We start from the raw sequence: 20,605 nt of genomic DNA, 5'->3' as shown, positions 1-20,605 counted from the left end.
CCGTTTTCAGCGGCCCGAGCGACAAGACCTCAGGCCGTACCGAGACAAAAACCAAGATAGGAGCGCATATGAGCCTCATCGATATCAAGGTACCTAACATTGGCGACTTCGCCGAAGTTGGCGTGATCGAACTGCTGGTTCAGCCCGGTGACACCGTGGCCGTGGACCAATCGCTGTTGACCGTGGAGTCTGACAAAGCCTCCATGGAGATCCCTTCCAGCCACGCTGGCGTGGTCAAGGCCATTCTGGTCAAGGTCGGTGACAAGGTTGCCGAAGGCTCCGTCATCATCTCGCTGGAAGCCACTGCCGGTGCAGCCGCTCCTGCCGCAGCGCCCGCCGCAGCCGCTCTCGCACCTGTGGCAGCTCCAGTGGCTGCTGCTCCTGCCCCCGTGGCCAGCAACTTTGCCGGCACCGTGGACATGGACTGCGACGTCGTCGTCATCGGCGGTGGCCCCGGCGGCTACTCCGCAGCCTTCCGCGCTGCCGATCTGGGCCTGAAAGTCATTCTGGTTGAGCGTTACAAGACGCTGGGCGGCGTGTGCCTGAACGTGGGTTGCATCCCCTCCAAGGCGCTGCTGCACGTGGCTGCCGTGATGGACGAAGTCAAACACCTGGAAGTGGCTGGCATCAAGTTTGCTGCTCCTGAGGTCAACATCGACCAACTGCGCGGCCACAAAGAAAAAGTCATCAGCAAGCTGACCGGCGGTCTGGGCCAGATGGCCAAGATGCGCAAGGTCACCATCGTGCGTGGCTACGGCAATTTTGTCTCTGCCAACCACCTTGAAGTGGAAGAAACCACGGGTGAAGGCCAAGACAAGACCGGCAGCAAAAAGGTCGTTCAGTTCAAGAACGCCATCATTGCTGCGGGCTCGCAAGCCGTGCATCTGCCCTTCATGCCCAAGGACCCCCGCGTGGTGGATTCAACCGGCGCGCTGGACCTCAAAAATGTGCCCAAGCGCATGCTGATTCTGGGCGGCGGCATCATTGGTCTGGAAATGGGTACCGTTTACAGCACGCTGGGCGCACGCCTTGACGTGGTGGAAATGATGGACGGCCTGATGCAAGGCGCTGACCGCGACTTGGTCAAGGTCTGGCAAAAGATGAACGCGCCGCGCTTTGACAACATCATGGTCAACACCAAGACCGTGGGTGCTGAAGCAACGCCCGAAGGCATCAAGGTCTCGTTCGCGCCCGCCAAAGATGGCGTCACCGTGCCTGAGCCGCAAACCTACGATCTGGTCTTGCAAGCCGTGGGCCGCACGCCCAATGGCAAGAAGATCAGCGCCGAAAAAGCCGGCGTGGCTGTGACTGACCGCGGCTTTATCGACGTGGACATTCAGATGCGCACCAACGTGCCCAACATCTTCGCCATTGGCGATGTGGTGGGTCAGCCCATGCTGGCGCACAAGGCCGTGCACGAAGCGCATGTGGCCGCTGAAGTCATCGCCGGTGAATTGCAAGGCAATAAGGAGCTGGCAGCTGCCGCCTTCAACGCCCGCGTAATTCCAAGCGTGGCCTACACCGACCCTGAAGTCGCTTGGGTCGGCCTGACCGAAGACCAAGCCAAGGCGCAAGGCATCAAGGTCAAGAAGGGCCTGTTCCCTTGGGCCGCATCTGGCCGCGCCATTGCCAACGGCCGCGACGAAGGCTTTACCAAGCTGCTATTTGATGACAGACCCGAGGCCCACGGCCACGGCCGTATCTTGGGCGGCGGCATGGTCGGCACGCACGCTGGGGACATGATTGGCGAGATTGCTCTGGCCATTGAAATGGGCGCGGACACTGTCGATATCGGCAAGACCATCCACCCCCACCCGACCCTTGGCGAGTCCATCGGCATGGCGGCAGAAGTGGCGCACGGCTCTTGCACGGACGTGCCACCCGTACGCAAGTAAGTTTTCTACGCTTGCTAACAGCATAGGCAGCCTCCGGGCTGCCTTTTTGTTGTCTGATGGAACGGCTAAATGGCGCAATTATTTTGCAATATGGCGCATTTATTTTAATTGCGCCATGACTGCTGCATAATTGCGCCATCATGTCCATAGAAATCACGCCATATACCGCAAACCTGAGTGCTGATGAGGCGTCTCTGCTTCAAAAAATAGGAGATGCAGGCGCATTGGGGGTATCTGTGGCGCAATTATTGGCGCAATTGCCACAGCTATCGCGTCGCACCATGCAGCGTTGGTTGGCGCAATGGGTGACGGATGGGTACATCGTGTCCTTGGGGGAAGGGCGAGGGCGCCGTTATCGCGTCAAGCCGCCGGTGCAGTCCGTGGCGGTGCCCGCTATGGCGGCAGAAACCTTGCATAGTGCCAAGGGCGTAGCGCATTTGAAGCTTGCCCCTGATGCCCAAGAGGTGCGCGACTACATCCAGCAGCCGCTGACGCTGCGCAAACCCGTGGGCTATCAGCGCGACTTGCTGGAGGGCTACCAGCCCAACCACCGCTTTTACCTGCCAGAGACCGTGCGCCGCCAGCTCCACGCCATGGGGCGCACCCCCGATGCAGCCGCGCCTGCGGGCACTTACAGCCGAGCTGTGCTCAACCGGCTGCTGATAGACCTGTCTTGGGCCTCCAGCCAAATGGAGGGCAATACCTACTCGCGCCTTGATACCCGCCATCTGATTGAAGAGGGCACGGCCGCGCAGGGGAAGGCCCGTATCGAGACGCAGATGATCTTGAACCATAAAGCCGCCATTGAGTTGCTGGTGGACAGTGCCAGCACCTTGCAGCCCGGCGAGCCGCTGTGGAGCCGCTACCTGCTCATGAACCTGCACGCCGCGCTGGCCGAAAACTTGCTGCCCAACCCTGCCGACGAAGGCCGGGTGCGCCAGCACGCCGTAGACATTACAGGCAGCGTGTACCGCCCCATTAGTACGCCTCAAGTGCTCGATGAGTTGCTCAACGTGATTTTGGGCAAGGTCAACCAGATACAAGACCCGTTCGAGCAGGCGTTTTTCATGATGGTGCATATGCCGTACCTGCAGCCGTTTGCGGATATCAACAAACGCGTCTCACGCTTGGCGGCCAATGCGCCGCTGTTTCGCGCCAACCTGTGCCCGTTGACCTTTGTGGATGTGCCTGCCGACACCTATGCCCAAGCCATGCTCGGTATCTATGAAATGGGCCGGGTGGAGATGCTGCGCGACCTGTTTATCTGGGCCTATGAGCGCAGCACGCAGGAATACACAGCCATTCGCCAAACCTTGGCCGAACCTGATCCATTGCGGCTGACGTACCGCACCCTCATCAAAGACACCGTAAAAGCCGTAGTCAAACAGCCCCAAGCTGATGGGGTTGCGCTAGTTGAGCAAGCGATACAAGCCATTGTTCCACCCGAACAGCGCGCAGAAGTCAAAGCGCTGATCTTGGATGAGCTGCGCCGCTTGCACGAAGGCGTGCTGGCCCGCTATGGCTTGCGGCCTAGCGAGTTGAAGGCTTGGCAGCAGTAGCGAATTTCATTTTTAATAGCTGCTTGCCTATGAGTTACCTCCGCTACAGGCTGTTTTGACTAATATTTCATCCTGTTTGAAGACTTGGCAATAGTTTCCAGCGTGCTGATCTGGACGGGCGCGGCAACTTAAGCGAGCAGGCGCTCATCGCTTGGGCCGACTATGTACGCTGGATATCTGCCTCGATCAGGTGCAGTTCATGGCCCGCATGCTGGGTATGGGCGACCGCATGGCCACTGATGCGCTGCGGTTTTTGTTTCCGGAGGCTGAGGCGGATTCGGCGGAGTGAGTGGGGGCGGTTGGTGTGCTGATGAATTGGCAAGATCATTCATCCCCAGCTAACGCTTAGGGAATCCATTGGCATGGCGGTGGAAGTGGTGCATGACTCTTGCACGGGATTATCGCCAGTGTTAAGCAATCAAGTATCTGAACTCATTCAAAAAAGGCAGTCTTTTGAATGCCTTTTTCATGCAAATAATTTTATATCGAGTGTTAAGTATAGATATTGTAAATGAGAAATTGATAATTGATTATGTTCTGATTGGACTTCCTGCACAAAGCCAACTGATAATCGTGTTTGTTAATTTTTCGTAAGATTTCATAATGCTTTTATTTTTTTCTGAATTTAAATAATATTCCCAATCAGAACCGGGGACTGAAATTGACTTAATTAATGTCTTATCACTGACGCTCGGCAGAATTACATTCTGACATTCTTCGTCTAAGCAGCAATTTAAATTAACTCCTGTTCGAGATAAATTACGTTTCCAAAAAGTACTTGTTGCTTTTGACTCGCGAATTTCTTGACAATTAAAGCCTTTTTTCATTGGCAAATACCGCCATTCATTAATAGACCTTATTTTTTTATATTCATCAAGTAAATCTAATTGCTGTTGACTTTTTCCTTCAGTATTGATTTTTAAAGTTATTTCAATTGGTATAAGATTTTCTGCACTGTAGAAATCAATTATATGAAAATCACATAATTGGTTTTCATATAATTTATCTTGTGCAAGAATGAGGTTCGCTGTATTGCCAAGATTTGCTGAAGGGTAGCTTCTGTCTGAATCGGCTATGCAAAGACAAAGATCAATCTTATTGCTCTTATATCTTCCATATGGAACATGAGTGCAACTACCTCCACCTCCTTCGAATCTTCGCGAATTTATAGATAAGTTATGTAATTCAGGAGAGATGGTCTTTTTGTAGTTTTTTGCTATTTTTAAAGCATAGAAATTACAGTCATTAATGTTTTCTCCAAGAAATAAAGTGGGGTAGGTTATTTGAGAATTATTAGCTATAGAAGCTGGAATTATAAGTATCCTACTTAATGATTTGATTATATTATTTGAATTGTCAGTTAGATAAATAAATTTTTCGAGCTTTCTTATGAGTGATTTTTTTTCTATGAATAATTTACTAATATTATTAAATAGCTCGTAATGTCTTTTATTATTTGCACTCAGGAAATTTAATATTAAATTACTGGATTTTTTGTTTGCATAAATCAAATGAGTTCCAGATTTTCTTGAGTCAATCAGTTGGGATAGAACATCTTGGCAGTCTGAACAAGTTGAAAGTGCATTGGCAAATTTATAGGAAATATAAAATAGCATTTAAGATCCATTAAAAAAACCATAAGGCCAATTAACTAGATATCCATCACTATCAAATTTCGACTTAATTACATTTGGATTTTGCTTTTTATCAACTATATAAATCCCAACTTCATTGTGATCGATAGTCTCATCTTCGATTGATTTTCCGATAGAGTCTACAATTTCTTTGCTGTGAGTTTCTAGTATGAGTTTTAAATCAATATCATTTAATTTCGCTAAGCGAATTGCTTTGCAAAATAATACTCCAACTTTGTATTGCATTCTTGGGTGAAGATGAAGCTCGGGCTGTTCAATAACAACGATGGTACTTTTGGAGAATATAGATGGGCGTCTAATTTTATTATGAGTTAATTGCCATATTTCAATAAGGATTGGTAATATTTGAGATATTCCAAAGCCAGTGTCTGCAATATTAATTTTTTCTTGATAAGTTTCATCATGTATATGAATTGATACATGTCCTTGGTATGGAGATATAGCAATTTTAAAACCGACAGATTCTTCTAGCCAATTATTTATTGATTCTATCTCAGCTGGTTTTTTTGAGTATAGAAACATCGCTAGATTGCTACCATTTGGGTCCAATTCATCAATTGAAATATTTTTTATTCGATAATAGCGATCGGCAGCTGCTCTAAGTGGTGTTATGTATTTCGAGTAGACGAAATAAGAGGTTAAGTTCTCAGATATTGTTTCGGTAATTTTTCTTAAATTAAGAAAAATAATTTCATTTTTAATAATTTGAAAATCTTTGTCGGTTGATTTTAAATTTTTGAGTCTAGGTGCAGCGTATTCTCCAACTAAATTTTTGTTCGTTAAATATCTTTTGATATTTTCATCGCTTGAAAATGGGATGTCATTAATAATTCTTCTTATAGTATTGTTTGATGTCCTGTGGTGGACATATTTTTCAAGCGTGTTGAAGTAAGCGCTATTGCTATTATTTAATGGCTTGTCGCTATATTTAAATAAAAATGGGAGTATCGTGTACGCTTTGAATGTTTTATAATTGTCTAAAGTTATTTTAGTATAGTCTTGATTGTTAATTATTAACTCTTTAATATTTGATGCTGAATCAAATTTAAATTTAATTATGTTGTTATATATTTCATAAATAACTGTGGTATAGCTTTCTTCTTCATACTCATTACCATGAAGATTTATTTTAATGGTTATTAATCCTTTGGCATCTTGGTTTGATCTTAGTAGGCCGCTTGGAGTTTCAATTTCAAACGTGAATCGTATCTCGTTGTCATTTTCATTTCGAGCATCTTTATTTAAAGATTCGATAAAACTTCCATAGTCAACATATTTGCCAGACCATAAAACTGTTCCCATTATTTTTGAATCAGAACTTTGTTTGAATAGGGGGAAGCTTCTCAGTAAGCTGCTTTTTCCATAACTATTTTGTCCTATTAATAAAGTGATTGGATTAATTATTATTGATCCAGTGTCCTTTAAGCCTTTTAGATTTTCTATTCTTAGAGATTTCATATTTTAAATATTCAGTAATTAAAATCGATCGGCCACAAAAAATAAGGTCCAAACCTCGACTTAGCCACAAACTCAATCCCCGCTTGCTTGGCCGCAGGTGTGAGGTAATGTCGATCACCTTCTGCCGTCAGCAATTTGGCTTCTACAGCCTTGGCCAGCCACTCCGCAGTTTTCATGCCGTGTTTTGCTGCGATCTTGGACGTGGAGAGTTTTTGCGTGCCGTTGCTGCTCGCTTCTGCATCGTCGCTTTCTGCGCTATCACTGGCGGGGGCAGATTCAGCCTCTGAGGTGCTGACCCGTTCCATGCTGATGCGCACTTCATCGCTGATGCGAATGATGCGTTGGGCTTCTTCGTAAGTGTCTTTGTAGAGTTCAGCATCGTCATCGCGGCGGATGAGAATGCCCATTTCGTTGTTATTGATCTGGCTGAACTCGTACAGGTTCAAGCTGGTGACGATGGCGTTTTCTTCATTCAGGTAGCACTTGGCATGCAGGTTTTTGCAAAAGCTGGTGCGGATATAGCTTTGCGCCTTGAGCCATTCAATCTCCTGCGGTTGCAGCTCGCTTTTACCGTAGACGATGCGCACATCAATCTTCAGGCGGTTTTTGTCTTCCAGCAGTTCCCTGATGCGGTCATTGAGCTTGAGAAAGGGGCTGATGAGCACCAGCCTGTCTTTGGCGGTTTTGATCAGTTCTTCAAGGAAGTAATTGGTCGCTGACGTATTTAAAAATTTGGCCATATTGTTTCAAGCGCTTTGCAAGATATCTCCTACTTTGAGTCTAAAAGCAACGTGCCTTTTTCTGAAACAATTTGTTTAAAAATCAAGTCGGATAAATATTTTGTTGTTTTCATAAGAATGAAATAATTATCAAATTTGATAGCTTCTAGTCCTTTCAACATAAAGGCTAAAGTCGAATTTTTTATATTTTTCAGTGATATATCGTCGCCAGCGACAGAGGCCGGGTCTCGCCCCGGCAGGCGACCTTCTTTTAGCGAAACCTGCTTTGCAGGTTTTCTTGCTCGTGCAAGCAAAGAAGGCAAAAGAACACGCCCCTACTGTCTGCGTCCCTACGCTACGTTTCACTTCGCTTCGGGCAAACCTGCGTCACGCAATTCAGACTGCGATGCCGCCCAACTCACTGCGCGGCTTTGCCGCTTCGCTCAGACAAACGGCGGCAAGTCAGAGCACGAAGCAACGCTGTCCTGCGGCAGCGTTGCCTGCAGTACGGCCTAGCCAGCTCAAAACGTGGCAGTTTGCGCAAGGATTGGTTTAGAAATGTGAGCAGGCTGTTCCAGCTGAACATGCACTGCAGTCCATTTGGATGCTGAAAGCTGCACATTCATGGTTCGCATGGAGCTTGGCAATGTTTGCGGAAAAAATCCATTTTTCTTAAATGAATCAATGCATTGCATCGATGCGAAGTTGGCAATTTGCTTCGCAAAAACGCAGCGTGGGTTTGCCATCCGTGCGGCGGTGGAGTTGATCGTGCAATTGATAGCGCTGCACGCAGCATGCTGGCGGCATGCCTTGGAGGGCGGCGAAATCAAGGTAGGCTTGCGGGCGATGACAAAACCTTTCGCTACCCCCTCTCGCAGCCATGCCCGGTGGCTGGGTTTTGCCTATGCGCTGTCTGCTTTAGCGATGGCGCTCTGCAGCAGTCTGCCACTGGCATGGGTGTTGAGTTGGGAGGCTGACGGGCAATCTTCAGGGATCGAGGGCTTTGCCGTCATTTTGTTTTATGCGCCCAGCATCGCTTTTGCGGCCTTGGCGCTGTGTGCGTGGCTGTACGTCAAGAAACTGCGTGCTCAGCCGAGGTCGATCAAAGTGGCATTGGGTGCGATGTGGCTGGTGACGGCCGCAGGCGCAGTGTGGTGGCTGCTGCCAGGCTAAGGGGTATCAGTTTTGATAGCTGCTTGTGCTTGTAGTGCAAGCATCAGAGTCATATTTTCATATAAAAAGCAGTAGGAACGCTGCTTTGTAAGGCATGGCTGTGCCCGCATATGCCCGCATGTGCCGGAGAAATGCCGAAGCGTTACGCGTTTCTATCAAAACGCCGATTGCAATATGACGGGGCCTTGGTTGGTCTTGTAGTCCGCGCCCAGCGTCTGTAGTGCAATGCTGAGGCCGCCGGAGGATGAACCGGTGATACCTGCCAGCATGTTTACCGCCACCGCTTCGAGTAGGCAGTCCATTTCGCCGCAACTCAATTGCTTTTCCAATTGAATTCCACCTGCGACTAAGCCAGCAGCGCCAGCGTGATGAGCTGCGCATTTACACCGCGCAGGCTGCCAAAGGCTTACATGCGGCAATTGCCGCCCAGCAGAGAGCCTTCTTTGGGGAGGGTGGTGAGCTTTTGGTCTAGCCTGCTGCAGGCGCAGACACACGGGGGTGGAAGCCAGGAGCGGACGGCATGCCTGATTTGTGACGAAATAAGCCTCTAGTCAAGGCCCTGAAATGGGTGGCTGCTATCAATTTGATAAAGAAGCTATCTCGCATTCGGTATCTTGGCCCCTTGTGCCCACGCCTGTGACGGCAAGTTCTTGGGGCTGGCAGTTGCACCGCAGAGTGCAACTGCATCGTCATCTGACTTGCGGCCGTTTGTTTGAACGGAGTGCGCCAGCACGCAGTGAGTTGGGCCGCACAGCCCCAAGAGCTTGACGGCGCAGGTTGCCCGCAGGCGTAGCCGGAGGGTCGTGGGTAGTAGGGGTGCAGCTCTTTGCCTACTTTCTGGCAGCAGAAAGTAGGTTGCCTGCCGGGGCGAAACCCGGCTTCTGTCCGTTAATCAAGCATGGGGAAAAAACAAGCTAAATCAGCCTCTAGTGCTTATGCATCCTTCACTAATAGCTATCTTTTTTGCCCTACGATACAGCCAAGCAGCCACAAAAATTAGGCGCGGGACAAATTTTTAAGCCGCAGCTGCGTCAAGTCCCGGTGCGCGATACACCAGCACTTTCAGGCTGCATTCCTCATTCACATCGGCAAATACGGGCGGGTTGGCCAGACGTTCCACAAACTTCAGCTCAGCCGCAATCTCGCTCATCTGCTCGCGCAGAAAGTCTGTGCCTAGCTCGGGGGCATTCAGGCACAGCAGCACTTGGCCTTCTGGCACCAGCAGGTCGGGCAGGCGGCGCATCAGGCGAGCGTAGTCTTTGGTGGCGATAAAGCTGCCTTTTTGGTAGCTGGGCGGGTCCGCGATGATGAGGTCGTAAGGGCCGCTGCGATTGATCTTGCCCCAGCTGCTGAAGATGTCGTGGGCGGCAAAGCTGGCCCCGGCCTTGACGCCGTTGATTTGGTGGTTGTGCTGGCCTGTGGCCAGTGCGCTTTTGCTCATGTCCATGTTGAGCACTTGCCCGGCGCCAGCGAGTTTGGCGACGACGGAGAAGGCGCAGGTATAGGCAAAGAGGTTGAGCACCTTCATGCGCTCGGGCCGGGCGTGGGCCAGAACTTGCTGACGCACCCAGTCGCGGCCGGCGGCCATGTCTAGGAACAGGCCGTGGTTTTGCCCGCGTGCGATATGGATGAGGTATTTGGCAGCGCTCTCGGTCACCACATGGGGCTCGGGCAGCTCGCCGGCCATGATGCGTGTTTCAACCCGGCCACCGCTTTCGCGGGTTTGAAAGGCCCAGACCAAGGGCTGCTCGGCTGGGGCAATTTGTTGCCAGCGTTGCTCCAGTGCCAGCCCAATGACGCTTAGCTGCGCTTCATCCATTGGCGCAAAGCTGGTCAGCAAGATGACGGGCGGAAAGGCATCCAGAGAGATTTGTTCGCAGCCCGGATAAAGCCCGCCTCGACCGTGAAAGACGCGCTGGGCATCGGTGCAGAAAGGCATTTGGGCAATGGCATCTAACAGGGCTTGCATGGGGGAAATCAGGTCCGCGATAAAACAAGCCGCAAGTGTAGGTGCGTCAGTAGGGCTGCGTGAGCGGCTTTGAAGATGCCCCTGACGAATGGCTCAGGCGCGATGCTGGGCGATCTGCCAAATGGGTCAGCGCGTCAAAGATGCACAGGCGCAGATCGATGGCAGATCAGTAGTTCATTAGTGATAAACCCGCCGCACATCAAAAAAGCAGGTCTCTGTGCCGCCAATGCCTTGCAGGCCCGCTTCTGCGGCGGCGCGTGCGGCCTTCATCCAGCGGCTGAAGGTGAGCTTGGCTTCTTCGGTGATTTCTTCGGGCGGCATGTCTTCCAGCCCTTGCACCAGAGAAAGTGCCTCACTGACTTGATCTTCCCCACCGAGCTGGCGTGCCAGCACGCGGGCATAGCGCGCTTCGGCTTGTTGGCGCTTGTCTTCTGGCAGCTCTGGGTAGTCGCAGAGGGCGACGGTGAAATGGGCTTCTTGCATGTCCATATATCCACTGTGTTATGACTGTTTAAATATACAGAAAACAACTGTTGTTGTATACAGGTGTCAAAGAAATTTTGCAAAACGACAAGTGTTCGATGCTCAGTGGCTAGCGCGTAGACTGAGCCACTATGAATCAAGCTGCACCGTTGCCGTTCTCTGCTCATGCCTTGTTTGTGACGCGCATTGGCGTGTGCGGTATGGCCTGGAATGAGCGCGCCATTTGCGCGGTGCAACTGCCAGAAGCGACTGGCGCTGAAACGCGTGAGCGCATGTTGCTAGGCCTGCACAAACGCCATGCCTTGCAGCCTCAGCTCGGGCCTGCCGCTTATGGGGCGCTGACTGCTGTAGCTGAGTTACCTGCATTTGCACGGCAGGCTATGGCGGACGTGCAGGTTTTGCTGGCGGGAAGCAATGCCGGGTTCGACAAAAACTGGGCTGATGTCTCTGCTGCCAATGCGGCGTTGGGTATCTTGGGCGATATGCGCCATGACTATCAAACTAGCGCGGCGGATCTCGCCCATGACAGCAAGCTTTTACCTGCGCTGGAGTGGATTGAGTTGGATGAATTTGCCGTGCCTGAATTTCATGCGCGGGTCTATGCCATGACCCGTGCGATCAAGCCGGGTCAGACCGCAACGTATGGCGAAATCGCGAATGCTTTGGGCAGGCCCGGGGCTGCGCGGGCCGTGGGGCAGGCGCTGGGGGCTAATCCGTTTGCGCCGATTGTTCCTTGCCACCGGGTGCTGGCGGCGGGTGGCAAGACGGGCGGCTTTTCAGGCGGGCAGGGCGCGGTCACCAAGCTGCAGATGCTGGAGATTGAGGGCGGTGCTTGGGGTGGAACCCGATCACTTTTCGCTGCCTAGCTTGCAGGCTGCCACTTGCGGGACAGCACCGACACGCAGGCGACAAGCCAGCGCGTTGGCCCCCGCACAATCTATGGAGTCACCCATGCTGGCGCACAGCGAACATAGGGCGTAGTTTTTGATTCTTGATAACAAGCAGGAGACATGGCAATGACAAGAACGGTGCAGCAACTTTTCGATCTCTCTGGCAAGACGGCTTTGGTGACCGGTGGCTCGCGGGGCTTGGGTCTGCAAATGGCGCATGCGCTGGGCGAGGCGGGGGCCAAGGTCCTGCTGACGTCGCGCAAGGCCAAGGATTTGCAAGAGGCTGCGGCTGAACTCAAGGCAGCAGGTATTGAGGCGGACTGGATTGCGGCGGACTGCTCTGATGAAGCGGATATTGACCGGCTGGCCAATGAGGCAGTCAAGCGCCTGGGCCATGTAGACATTTTGATTAACAACGCGGGCGCCAGTTGGGGCTCGCCTGCGGAGGACCACCCCACGTCTGCATGGGACAAGGTGATGAACCTGAATGTGCGCGGCTACTTTTTGCTCAGCCAGCGCATTGCCCGCCTGTCCATGCTGGAGCGCAAGAGTGGTCGCATCATCAATTTGGCGTCGATTGCCGGGCTGGGCGGCAACCCTTCGGGCATGAAAACGATTGCCTACAACACCTCCAAGGGAGCGGTGATTAACTTCACCCGCGCGCTGGCGGGTGAGTGGGGCGAGCATGGCATCACCGTCAACGCAATCTGCCCGGGCTTTTTCAAAACCAAGATGGCTGCCATCTTGATCGAGACGCTGGGCGAGGATGAGATGAAGTCCCATGCGCCGCTGCGCCGTCTGGGCGACGATGAAGATTTAAAGGGCCTGACGCTTCTGTACGCCAGCGATGCGGGCAAGCACATCACCGGTCAGTGGATGGCGGTGGATGGCGGTGTGAGCGCGCTGGTCGGCGGCTAGCTAAAGCGCACAGCCAGTGAAGCCGTGTTTTTGTGCCACGCTGCCGATTGAGTGACTGCGGCGCGCTTACATTGACGGCTTTGCTGCCGTCAGTTACCTGTGCTGGCGGCGCTTCACTTTTCTGAGAGGTCTTGCGGTGTTGTCATTCGGTCCTGATATTCCTTTTGTGCATGAGTTGGGCTTTGTCCTCGTGAAAGCGGAAAGCGGCGAGTCAGAGCTGCACTACGCACCGCGCGCTGAGCATTTGAATTCTTTTGCGATTGTTCATGGCGGCGCTTTGATGACGCTGATGGATGTGACCATGGCGATGGCGGCACGCAGCGTGGACTTTGAGCAAGGTGCTCTGACCATTGAGATGAAGACTTCTTTTATGCAGGCGGCCAACGGACCGCTGGTGGGCAAGGGGCAGTTATTGCACCGCACAGGCTCTATGGCGTTTACCGAAAGTCGTGTTTATGACCAAGAAGGGCGGCTATGCGTACAGGCCACGGGCACTTTTAAATATATGAAGCGCAAGGTCAAAGAAGATGGCAGCTTGCACCCTCAGGCCACTGATTAAGGGGCGGGCAACTGCTCCTTATGCTCTTGTTTAAAGAGCAGCTAGTGTCTGATCTATCTTGGCTTGCGATGAAATGATCTTCCAGTGTTATGAATATCAAGCACTGGTAGCTATAAAAATTGAAGTTCAGACGGAAATTCATTAAGGAGACAGATCATGACGGTCAATCAGCAAATTCTTCTGGATAACCGCCCACAGGGCGAAGCGGTAGAGAGCAATTTCAAGCTGGTGCAGTCCCCGCTGCCAGAGGCGGGTGAGGGCGAAGTGCTGGTGCGCCATCACTTTATGAGCCTTGACCCCTATATGCGTGGCCGCATGAATGACTCCAAAAGCTATGCCCAGCCGCAGGCGCTGGGCGAGGTGATGCAAGGCGGCACGGTGGGCGAGATTGTGCAAAGCCGCCATCCCAAGTTTCAGGTGGGCGATAAGGTGGTGGGCATGGGCGGCTGGCAGGAGTATTCGCTGGTTAACCCAAATATTCCCGGTGCGCTGCGCAAGGTCGATACCACCCATGTGCCTCTCTCTTACTATCTGGGCGCCGTGGGCATGCCCGGTGTGACGGCTTGGTATGGCTTGGTCAAAATCATCAATCCCAAGGCGGGCGAGACCATGGTGGTTAGCGCCGCGACCGGCGCCGTGGGCAGTGCCTTTACAGCACTGGCCAAAGCACGCGGCTGCCGCGTGGTGGGGATTGCAGGCGGGGTTGAAAAATGTCGTTATGCCGTGCAAGAGCTGGGTTTTGACGCCTGTATCGACTACCGCGAGCACCCGGACGCCAAGACCATGGCCAAAGCCTTGAAAGATGCCTGCCCGAACGGCATTGACGGCTATTTTGAAAACGTAGGCGGCTATATCTTCGATGCTGTGCTGCTGCGCACCAACGCTTTTGCGCGTGTGGCCCTATGCGGAATGATTGCGGGCTACGACGGCCAGCCCTTGCCGCTGACCAACCCGGCCCTGCTGCTGGTCAACCGCATCAAGCTAGAAGGCTTTATCGTCAGCGAGCATATGGAGGTCTGGGCCGAGGCGTTAACCGAGTTGGGTGGTTTGGTTGCCGCTGGCAAGCTCAAGCCGCGCGAGACGATTGCCCAGGGTCTGGCGGCTGCGCCCGGCGCATTTCTGGGCTTGCTCAAGGGCAAGAACTTTGGCAAGCAACTGGTGAAGTTGATCTAACCCCCTGAGGCGTTACACCTAGGCGGTTCCACGCCTTCCCCTTTCTTTATGCGCTTCTCTACGCGCTGTGCGCTAGGGAAGGGGGACGATGCCTTCGCCGCGAGGCGGCTCTTGCTTGGCATCGCTGACCTGGAGCGCGCCAGTTTCAGGCGCTGCTCACATAAAAATATTCGGAGACAAGAATGATCACGAATTTCAAGGGAAAGACGGCGGTTCTGACGGGTGCTGGCTCTGGCTTCGGGCTGGAGTGCGCGCGCATTGGCGCCAGCAAGGGCATGAATCTGGTGCTGGTCGATGTGCAGCAGGAGGCGCTTGACAAGGCCGAGGCCGAATTCAAGGCTGCAGGCGTCAAGGTGTTGGCACGCAAGGTCGATGTGTCGGATGCGGCGCAGATGCAGGCGCTGGCTGCCGAGGTCAAGGCCCAGTTTGGCGCACCGAACTTTGTGTTCAACAACGCGGGTGTGGGGGCGGGCGGTCTGGTCTGGGAAAACTCCGTGGCTGACTGGCAATGGGTGCTGGGCGTCAACGTTTGGGGCGTGATTCATGGCGTGCGCTTGTTTACGCCCATGATGCTGGAGGCGGCCAAGGCCGACCCCGCCTACGAAGGCCATATCGTCAACACCGCCAGCATGGCGGGTCTGCTGGCACCTCCTAATATGGGCATCTACAACGTCAGCAAACATGCGGTGGTGGCGCTGACGGAAACGCTCTACCAAGATTTGGCGCTGGTGTCGGATCAAATCAGTGCCAGCTTGCTGTGCCCATTTTTTGTACCCACAGGCATAGGGCACAGTGAGCGCAATCGCCCGCAGGGTTTAGAGGCGCAGGCGCTGACGGCGAGCCAGAAAATAGGGCAGGCTATGACGGATAAGGCGGTGGGCTCGGGCAAGGTCACGGCCGCTGAGGTGGCGCAGAAGGTGTTTGATGCCGTCGCCACGGGGCAGTTTTATATCTACAGCCACCCGCAGGCCTTGAGTTCGGTGCAGGTACGCATGGAAGATGTGGTGCAGGGGCGTAACCCCACGGACCCGTTTGCCCACAAGCCGGAATTAGGCGTGAGCCTTAAGGCGGCACTGCGTGGTGCTTGATACGGGGTGTTTGAAAGCGGCTAAGAGCCGCTAACACCACCCTTGATACGTCGTTGTTTCGCCTTGTCGTACCTTTTGTACTGCCTGCGGCTTTGCGCCTCGTCTCAAACGCAAACCTGCGGTTTGCTGGGTTGTGTTAGCGGCTCTAAACACAAAAAGCCTTGTCAAAGCGACAAGGCTTTTTTCATGGCACAGGTTTGAGTTCAAGCTCGGTTGCCGGGCGCACCAGCCTTAAGAGCAAAGCATTACCTTTGCCCATGTCGGGTGTTGCCTCTAGTGTTTCTGTGTTCACCGCCCAGGCCTGCTGGGCTGAGAGGCTCGAGAGGGTGTTGGATTTATCCACTTGGCTGTAGTTGTATTGGTTGATGCGCGCGGAGTTCACTGAGGCTGTGCTCGTCCAGTGCCAATCGCGGGGTGCGGCGGGGAATAATTCTGGGTTTAAACCTTGAGGTTTGCTGCTGCGGTCTAGCAGCCGTTTCAGTTCGTTGACCCGGGGCAGTCGCCAGCGCTGGTTTTCTGCCTTGCTGCGCTCGGCGGCATAGGTCTGGGCTTGTTTGTAGTTAAAAACCTCAGCACTGCCGCTGCAAGTCTTGCCATTCCAGTCCATGCCTTCGGCGCAGCGCGGCCACGCCAGCTTTGCACGGGTGTCGATGACGAATTTGCCGTCGGCAGCTATCTGAAAAGCAGGGGGGTGAAGAGCAGGGGATGCTGGTGCGGTCGCAGCGTTTTGTGCAAGGGCTGCGGTGCTGATGCTGCTCAGAAGGCTAAGCAGCATCAGCCGATGAAGAGAAGGTCGCTGATAAGAGCGCTGACAAGATAGAGCAGTTGAGAGCACGGCGACAGCATGAGGTGAAGGAGGGTTTTATTGTGCGCAGGTTCAGCCGCAGGCATTCGCTCAATGATGTGTGTGAAAGCATCGCTATTTCATCCACTCTTGCATCCACTTTTACTTCCACTCAGGTTTTGGCTCAGGCTTTAGCGCAAGTTCAGCACGCAAATCCAGATGCTAGGACAATTGCGCCCCTATGCAAGCTTCTGTTTCCCTGCGTCTGGTCTTGGTTTTGGGCCTGTTATCGGCCATTGGCCCGTTCGCCATCGATATGTATTTGCCCGCGCTGCCGCAAATTGGCAGCAGCTTGGGCGCTGATGTGGGCGCGGTGCAAGCCAGTCTGACCGCTTTCTTTCTCTCTATTGGCGTGGGGCAGCTGCTGTACGGCCCAGTCTCCGACATGGTGGGCCGCAAGCCGCCGCTGTACTTTGGTTTGATAGTGTTTGCCGCAGCTAGCGTGGGCTGCGCGCTGGCGCCCAATATTGAGATGCTGGTCGCATTTCGTTTTGTGCAGGGCTTGGGCGCTGCTGCTTGCATGGCCATCCCGCGTGCCGTGGTGCGTGATCTGCACACGGGCCACGCCGCGGCTCGCATGATGTCTTTGTTGATGCTGGTGTTCAGCGTCTCGCCCATTTTGGCCCCCTTGGTGGGCAGCGGCGTGATTGCCGTGGCTGGCTGGCGCGCAGTGTTTTGGGTGGTGGCCGTTGCTGCTTTGCTGGGTCTTGTTGCCACTTGGCGCGGCGTTGAAGAAACTCGCACACCCGCTGCGCGTCTGGACAGCAGCTTAATCGGCGCTTTAAAGGCGTATCTGACGCTGCTGCGCGACGCGCATTACATGGGCTTAGTACTGATTGGCGGCTGCGCCATGGCCGGTTTTTTTGTCTATTTGGCGGGCTCGCCCTTTGTGTTGATCAATTACTACGGCTTGTCGGCGACCGAGTACAGCATGGCCTTTGCGCTGAACTCTATCGCCTTTATTGGTGCGGCGCAGCTGACAGGGCGACTGGGGCAACGCTTTGGGCTGGTCAATGTGGTCAAGGCAGCGGCTTCTGCATCGGGCGTGACCATGCTGACTTTGCTGGCGTATTACTTGATGGGCGGCGAGCAGTTGATCGTGCTCATCGCGCTGTACTTTATTGCTAGTGCTTTTATGGGTTTGGTTATTCCTACCACCTCGGTGCTGGCGCTGGAGGCGCACGGCAAGATTGCGGGTACAGCATCGGCCTTGCTGGGTACGCTGCAAATGCTTTGCGGCGCGGCTGCCATGCAAATCGTGGGACATTTTTCTAACGGCAAGCCTTTGCCCATGGTGATCGGTATGGCCATTGGCGCGTTGGTAGGAGTGGCACTGGCCTGGGTGACACTGGGTAAGAAGGCTGCAGCCCTCGCCCATGCATGATCAGGAGCTAAAAGTCAGCAGTAGCGGTAGCCATAGCGATGGCACTGGCGCTGGGGGTAACAAGGCCTGCACGCCGTACGACGGCCTTCCCGATGGAGCGCGTGGCCGCGCCATGGCGGTGATTATTTTGGGCCTGACCTTGGCGGTGTTAGACAGCAGCATCGTCAACCTAGCCTTGCCTGTGATAGCGCGAGATTTGCAGGCCAGCTCAGCGCTTACGCTTTGGGTGGTCAATGCCTACCAGTTGGCTGGGCTGGTGTTGCTGTTGCCTCTTGCCGCCTTGGGCGAGCGCATGGGCTACCGACGCGTCTATCTGATGGGTATGGTGGTTTTTGTGATCGCCTCCGTGGCTGCAACACTGGCCAACTCCTTGAGCACCCTGATTGCTGCGCGCGTCTTTCAAGGCATGGGTGCAGCGGGTGTGATGAGCGTGAACGCCGCCTTGGTTCGCCTGACGTATCCGCGAGCCATGCTGGGGCGCGGCATGGCGCTTAACTCCTTAGTCGTGGCGACCTCTTCTATGGCTGGCCCAGTGGTGGCAGCGGCGATCTTGTCGGTGGCAAGCTGGCCCTGGCTATTTGCCATCAATGTGCCGCTAGGTCTGCTGACGCTGTGGATGGGGCGCAAGGCCTTGCCTGTGAACCCACCTGTGAGCAGCAAAATTGAGTCGATGGCCTTGCTTGATGTGCTGCTCAATATTTTGATGTTTAGTTTGCTCTTTTTGGGGGCTGAACAACTGGGTGTGGGTATGGGCAAAGAGGCTGCGCCGGGCAGCTCATTCATGCCCTCTGGCTGGTGGCTGTTGGGTGCGGGGGTTGCCGTGGGCTTTGTCTATTTACGCCGTCAGCGGCATCAAAGTGCGCCTCTTTTCCCTGTGGACTTGCTGCGTATTCCTGTGTTCAGGTTGTCTATGTGCGGCTCGATTGCGGCTTTTTGCGCACAGATGCTGGCGTATTTAGCGCTGCCATTTTTGCTACTGGAAGCTCGCGGCCTTTCGCCCTTTGAGGCAGGAATGCTGATGACCGTTTGGCCGATTGCCACCATGCTGACAGCCCCTGTGGCTGGCCGCTTGATTGGCAAGTATCCCGATGGTTTGCTCGGCGGCATTGGCATGGCGATGTTTGCAACTGGCCTGTGGCTGCTGGCAGCCATGCCGGCAGATGTGTCAATCGCGGATATGGTCTGGCGCATGTTGCTGGCGGGCAGTGGATTTGCCTTATACCAGTCGCCCAATAATCACACCATCGTAAGCTCAGCGCCCTTATCGCGTAGCGGCGCGGCGGGCGGTATGCTCAGTTCTGCCCGAATGACGGGGCAGACGTTAGGAGCTGTGGTGTTGGCCACGATTTTTGCCATCTCTGGCGGCCACGGCGGCAATGCTGAAGTCTTGGCATTGGCCATTGCTGGCGGCTTTGCTGCGCTAGCAGGCGTGTTCAGCATGATGCGGGTGAACAAGACCCCGGATCAAGAGGTACACAAGCGCTGACTTGGCGGTAAAGAGTGCAGCGGCCTTTTTGCTTTAAAGCCGCTCTTGATCGCGCGCGGCGATGAATTTTGTGACGAGTTTATATATGAAATCAGCGACTCAATCTTCTCCGTAAGGAGAGACTGAGTCGCTGATGAAAGCGCTTTGCTGAACTAGGCTGTTTAGCCCAGTTAGCTAGGCAGGCGCTTATTAGGACTTCTTGGTCACCAAGCCATAAATAAACAAAAGAATCACGGCGCCAACGACAGAGGCAATCCAGCCGGCGGCTTGACCTTGTTGATACCAACCCATGGCTGAGCCGAGATAAGTGGCCACAAACGCGCCCACGATACCTAGCAAGATGGTCATGATCCAGCCCATGCTGTCATTTCCGGGCTTGATGGCTCGGGCGATGAGACCCACGATAAGACCCACGATGATGGTGCCGATAATTTCCATGCTTAGCTCCTTGAGTTGGTTTCAATAAGGTTCACTCTACGCGGATGCGTTGAGGGCTTTTGTCAGACGATGCTGTCACGTCCACATGGCTTGAATTTTTTCACGGTTTTTATGGGTCAATACCTAGGGGCTATGCTTGGTAAGCATCGTTGACAAAGTAAAAAAGCCTGCATAAAGCAGGCTTTTTTGAGTGCGCTTTGAAAATTCAAGGCTGCATGGGCGACGTGGCGGTGTATGCCGCTGCTGTCGTGGCCGATGCATCGGCACCTTCAACGCGGCGGGCGCCGTCAAAGCGGCGAGCCCAGTATGAGGTTTGCATGCTTTCTACGCGAACACTGGCACCCGTGCGTGGCGCGTGGATGAACTGGCCGTCACCCACATAAATGCCGACATGGCTAAAGGTGCGGCGCATGGTGTTGAAAAACACCAAGTCCCCGGGCTTGAGGTCGCTGCGGTCGATTTTTTGAGTCGCTTGCGCTTGCTCAGCAGAGACGCGCGGCAGCATCTTGCCCATGGTCTGGGCGTAGATGGCACGCACAAAACCGCTGCAATCAAAGCCGGTTTCAGCGGTAGTGCCGCCAAGGCGGTAAGGCACGCCAAGGAAGCCCATGGCCGTCACCACCAAGTCGGAGGTTTTTTCGGCCACGTTTTGGCGAGCTTCACGCACGAAGTCAGTCGTCTTCTCGGCCACGGTGTGGCGAGCTTCACGTAACTGGGTGATGAGACCTCGGTTGACAAGCAACTGGGTCATGTCGTCGTCACGCTGTTCACTGGGTGCGGCTTGCGCGCTGGTGACGCCAACAAATAGAAGTGCAATAAGCCATTTGGACATGGGGATCGAGGGTAACACGTTAATTTGTAGGATGAAACCTGCTATTTCCAATTTTCAGTTAGGGTTTTTGATATTTCGCAGT

The 20,605-nt window shown here is 53.6% G+C and carries 21 protein-coding genes; 11 read left to right on the top strand and 10 right to left on the bottom strand.

The genetic code is table 11. From position 1 onward, the window contains the following. Positions 1–68 precede the first annotated feature (68 nt). The 3 genes from lpdA to KUF54_RS07575 all read left to right on the top strand — a co-directional run bounded on the left by lpdA (position 69) and on the right by KUF54_RS07575 (position 3,743). On the top strand, positions 69–1,895 hold the full coding sequence (gene lpdA / locus KUF54_RS07585) for a dihydrolipoyl dehydrogenase (RefSeq protein ID WP_219346022.1): 1,827 nt from the start codon (positions 69–71) through the stop codon (positions 1,893–1,895). A 140-nt stretch (positions 1,896–2,035) separates the two neighbouring features. Continuing rightward, entirely contained in the window at positions 2,036–3,454 is a 1,419-nt protein-coding gene (locus KUF54_RS07580) for a Fic family protein (RefSeq protein ID WP_219346021.1), read from the top strand. A gap of 151 nt (positions 3,455–3,605) precedes the next feature. Continuing rightward, positions 3,606–3,743, top strand: coding sequence for a hypothetical protein (locus KUF54_RS07575; protein WP_255576379.1), 138 nt, complete (start codon positions 3,606–3,608; stop codon positions 3,741–3,743). Between the two features lie 241 nt (positions 3,744–3,984). Here KUF54_RS07575 and KUF54_RS07570 read toward each other — a convergent pair whose 3' ends face one another. Genes KUF54_RS07570 through KUF54_RS07555 form a run of 4 tightly spaced genes read right to left on the bottom strand, consistent with a single transcriptional unit; the run spans position 3,985 to position 7,609 of the window. Beyond that, on the bottom strand, positions 3,985–5,070 hold the full coding sequence (locus KUF54_RS07570; RefSeq protein ID WP_219346020.1) for a hypothetical protein: 1,086 nt from the start codon (positions 5,068–5,070) through the stop codon (positions 3,985–3,987). After that, complete coding sequence (locus tag KUF54_RS07565) at positions 5,071–6,567, bottom strand: AAA family ATPase (protein ID WP_219346019.1); 1,497 nt, start codon at positions 6,565–6,567, stop codon at positions 5,071–5,073. It abuts the gene before it with no gap. 11 nt (positions 6,568–6,578) lie between these two features. Continuing rightward, entirely contained in the window at positions 6,579–7,307 is a 729-nt protein-coding gene (locus KUF54_RS07560; RefSeq protein WP_219346018.1) for a phospholipase D family protein, read from the bottom strand. 29 nt (positions 7,308–7,336) lie between these two features. Continuing rightward, positions 7,337–7,609, bottom strand: a complete 273-nt coding sequence (locus KUF54_RS07555) for a hypothetical protein (RefSeq protein ID WP_219346017.1) — start codon at positions 7,607–7,609, stop codon at positions 7,337–7,339. 523 nt (positions 7,610–8,132) lie between these two features. Here KUF54_RS07555 and KUF54_RS07550 point away from each other — a divergent pair. Continuing rightward, entirely contained in the window at positions 8,133–8,459 is a 327-nt protein-coding gene (locus KUF54_RS07550) for a hypothetical protein (protein WP_219346016.1), read from the top strand. Positions 8,460–8,614: 155 nt separating this feature from the next. Here KUF54_RS07550 and KUF54_RS07545 read toward each other — a convergent pair whose 3' ends face one another. The 3 genes from KUF54_RS07545 to KUF54_RS07535 form a co-directional block, all read right to left on the bottom strand. Then, the gene (locus tag KUF54_RS07545) at positions 8,615–8,761 is read right to left on the bottom strand and encodes a hypothetical protein (RefSeq protein ID WP_219346460.1); all 147 of its coding nucleotides are present in this window, start codon (positions 8,759–8,761) and stop codon (positions 8,615–8,617) included. A 713-nt stretch (positions 8,762–9,474) separates the two neighbouring features. Further along, the gene (locus KUF54_RS07540; RefSeq protein ID WP_219346015.1) at positions 9,475–10,428 is read right to left on the bottom strand and encodes a class I SAM-dependent methyltransferase; all 954 of its coding nucleotides are present in this window, start codon (positions 10,426–10,428) and stop codon (positions 9,475–9,477) included. A 177-nt stretch (positions 10,429–10,605) separates the two neighbouring features. Continuing rightward, complete coding sequence (locus KUF54_RS07535; RefSeq protein WP_219346315.1) at positions 10,606–10,911, bottom strand: hypothetical protein; 306 nt, start codon at positions 10,909–10,911, stop codon at positions 10,606–10,608. Positions 10,912–11,042: 131 nt separating this feature from the next. On the opposite strand from KUF54_RS07535, the gene KUF54_RS07530 reads away from it, so the two are divergent. The 5 genes from KUF54_RS07530 to KUF54_RS07510 all read left to right on the top strand — a co-directional run bounded on the left by KUF54_RS07530 (position 11,043) and on the right by KUF54_RS07510 (position 15,539). Further along, complete coding sequence (locus KUF54_RS07530) at positions 11,043–11,777, top strand: methylated-DNA--[protein]-cysteine S-methyltransferase (RefSeq protein WP_219346014.1); 735 nt, start codon at positions 11,043–11,045, stop codon at positions 11,775–11,777. 150 nt (positions 11,778–11,927) lie between these two features. Further along, positions 11,928–12,719 carry an SDR family oxidoreductase gene (locus KUF54_RS07525; RefSeq protein WP_219346314.1) on the top strand — a complete coding sequence of 264 codons (792 nt, stop codon included), beginning with the start codon at positions 11,928–11,930 and terminating at the stop codon, positions 12,717–12,719. Positions 12,720–12,855: 136 nt separating this feature from the next. Continuing rightward, entirely contained in the window at positions 12,856–13,278 is a 423-nt protein-coding gene (locus tag KUF54_RS07520; RefSeq protein WP_219346013.1) for a PaaI family thioesterase, read from the top strand. Positions 13,279–13,434: 156 nt separating this feature from the next. Further along, positions 13,435–14,451 carry an NADP-dependent oxidoreductase gene (locus KUF54_RS07515; RefSeq protein WP_219346012.1) on the top strand — a complete coding sequence of 339 codons (1,017 nt, stop codon included), beginning with the start codon at positions 13,435–13,437 and terminating at the stop codon, positions 14,449–14,451. A gap of 182 nt (positions 14,452–14,633) precedes the next feature. After that, the gene (locus KUF54_RS07510; RefSeq protein ID WP_219346011.1) at positions 14,634–15,539 is read left to right on the top strand and encodes an SDR family oxidoreductase; all 906 of its coding nucleotides are present in this window, start codon (positions 14,634–14,636) and stop codon (positions 15,537–15,539) included. 184 nt (positions 15,540–15,723) lie between these two features. Here the strand turns inward: KUF54_RS07510 and KUF54_RS07505 are convergent, their stop codons facing one another. Continuing rightward, positions 15,724–16,314: a DUF1566 domain-containing protein gene (locus KUF54_RS07505; protein ID WP_219346010.1), complete on the bottom strand. Its 591-nt coding sequence runs from the start codon at positions 16,312–16,314 to the stop codon at positions 15,724–15,726. A gap of 250 nt (positions 16,315–16,564) precedes the next feature. Here KUF54_RS07505 and KUF54_RS07500 point away from each other — a divergent pair, with 250 nt between their 5' ends. Beyond that, a complete protein-coding gene (locus tag KUF54_RS07500; RefSeq protein ID WP_219346009.1) occupies positions 16,565–17,767 on the top strand; it encodes a multidrug effflux MFS transporter in 1,203 nt (400 codons plus the stop codon). 112 nt (positions 17,768–17,879) lie between these two features. After that, complete coding sequence (locus KUF54_RS07495) at positions 17,880–19,253, top strand: MFS transporter (protein WP_219346313.1); 1,374 nt, start codon at positions 17,880–17,882, stop codon at positions 19,251–19,253. Between the two features lie 189 nt (positions 19,254–19,442). On the opposite strand, the gene KUF54_RS07490 is transcribed toward KUF54_RS07495, so the two are convergent. Beyond that, complete coding sequence (locus tag KUF54_RS07490) at positions 19,443–19,691, bottom strand: GlsB/YeaQ/YmgE family stress response membrane protein (protein ID WP_219346008.1); 249 nt, start codon at positions 19,689–19,691, stop codon at positions 19,443–19,445. A gap of 205 nt (positions 19,692–19,896) precedes the next feature. Next, positions 19,897–20,523 (bottom strand): C40 family peptidase, encoded by a 627-nt coding sequence (locus tag KUF54_RS07485; protein WP_219346007.1) that lies wholly within the window; start codon positions 20,521–20,523, stop codon positions 19,897–19,899. Between the last annotated feature and the right edge of the window lie 82 nt (positions 20,524–20,605).

The organism is Comamonas sp. Y33R10-2 (assembly GCF_019355935.1).
GTDB lineage: Bacteria > Pseudomonadota > Gammaproteobacteria > Burkholderiales > Burkholderiaceae_C > Comamonas.
This window is presented reverse-complemented; position numbering and strand designations above follow the sequence as displayed.

Bases quoted from the DNA above. Each gene is read 5' to 3' on its own strand.
- lpdA (WP_219346022.1), top strand. From the start codon at position 69: ATGAGCCTCATCGATATCAAGGTACCTAACATTGGCGACTTCGCCGAA.
- KUF54_RS07580 (WP_219346021.1), top strand. From the start codon at position 2,036: ATGTCCATAGAAATCACGCCATATACCGCAAACCTGAGTGCTGATGAG.
- KUF54_RS07570 (WP_219346020.1), bottom strand. From the start codon at position 5,070: ATGCTATTTTATATTTCCTATAAATTTGCCAATGCACTTTCAACTTGT.
- KUF54_RS07565 (WP_219346019.1), bottom strand. From the start codon at position 6,567: ATGAAATCTCTAAGAATAGAAAATCTAAAAGGCTTAAAGGACACTGGA.
- KUF54_RS07560 (WP_219346018.1), bottom strand. From the start codon at position 7,307: ATGGCCAAATTTTTAAATACGTCAGCGACCAATTACTTCCTTGAAGAA.
- KUF54_RS07550 (WP_219346016.1), top strand. From the start codon at position 8,133: ATGACAAAACCTTTCGCTACCCCCTCTCGCAGCCATGCCCGGTGGCTG.
- KUF54_RS07545 (WP_219346460.1), bottom strand. From the start codon at position 8,761: ATGGACTGCCTACTCGAAGCGGTGGCGGTAAACATGCTGGCAGGTATC.
- KUF54_RS07540 (WP_219346015.1), bottom strand. From the start codon at position 10,428: ATGCAAGCCCTGTTAGATGCCATTGCCCAAATGCCTTTCTGCACCGAT.
- KUF54_RS07535 (WP_219346315.1), bottom strand. From the start codon at position 10,911: ATGCAAGAAGCCCATTTCACCGTCGCCCTCTGCGACTACCCAGAGCTG.
- KUF54_RS07530 (WP_219346014.1), top strand. From the start codon at position 11,043: ATGAATCAAGCTGCACCGTTGCCGTTCTCTGCTCATGCCTTGTTTGTG.
- KUF54_RS07525 (WP_219346314.1), top strand. From the start codon at position 11,928: ATGACAAGAACGGTGCAGCAACTTTTCGATCTCTCTGGCAAGACGGCT.
- KUF54_RS07515 (WP_219346012.1), top strand. From the start codon at position 13,435: ATGACGGTCAATCAGCAAATTCTTCTGGATAACCGCCCACAGGGCGAA.
- KUF54_RS07510 (WP_219346011.1), top strand. From the start codon at position 14,634: ATGATCACGAATTTCAAGGGAAAGACGGCGGTTCTGACGGGTGCTGGC.
- KUF54_RS07505 (WP_219346010.1), bottom strand. From the start codon at position 16,314: ATGCTGCTTAGCCTTCTGAGCAGCATCAGCACCGCAGCCCTTGCACAA.
- KUF54_RS07500 (WP_219346009.1), top strand. From the start codon at position 16,565: ATGCAAGCTTCTGTTTCCCTGCGTCTGGTCTTGGTTTTGGGCCTGTTA.
- KUF54_RS07495 (WP_219346313.1), top strand. From the start codon at position 17,880: ATGGCGGTGATTATTTTGGGCCTGACCTTGGCGGTGTTAGACAGCAGC.
- KUF54_RS07490 (WP_219346008.1), bottom strand. From the start codon at position 19,691: ATGGAAATTATCGGCACCATCATCGTGGGTCTTATCGTGGGTCTCATC.
- KUF54_RS07485 (WP_219346007.1), bottom strand. From the start codon at position 20,523: ATGTCCAAATGGCTTATTGCACTTCTATTTGTTGGCGTCACCAGCGCG.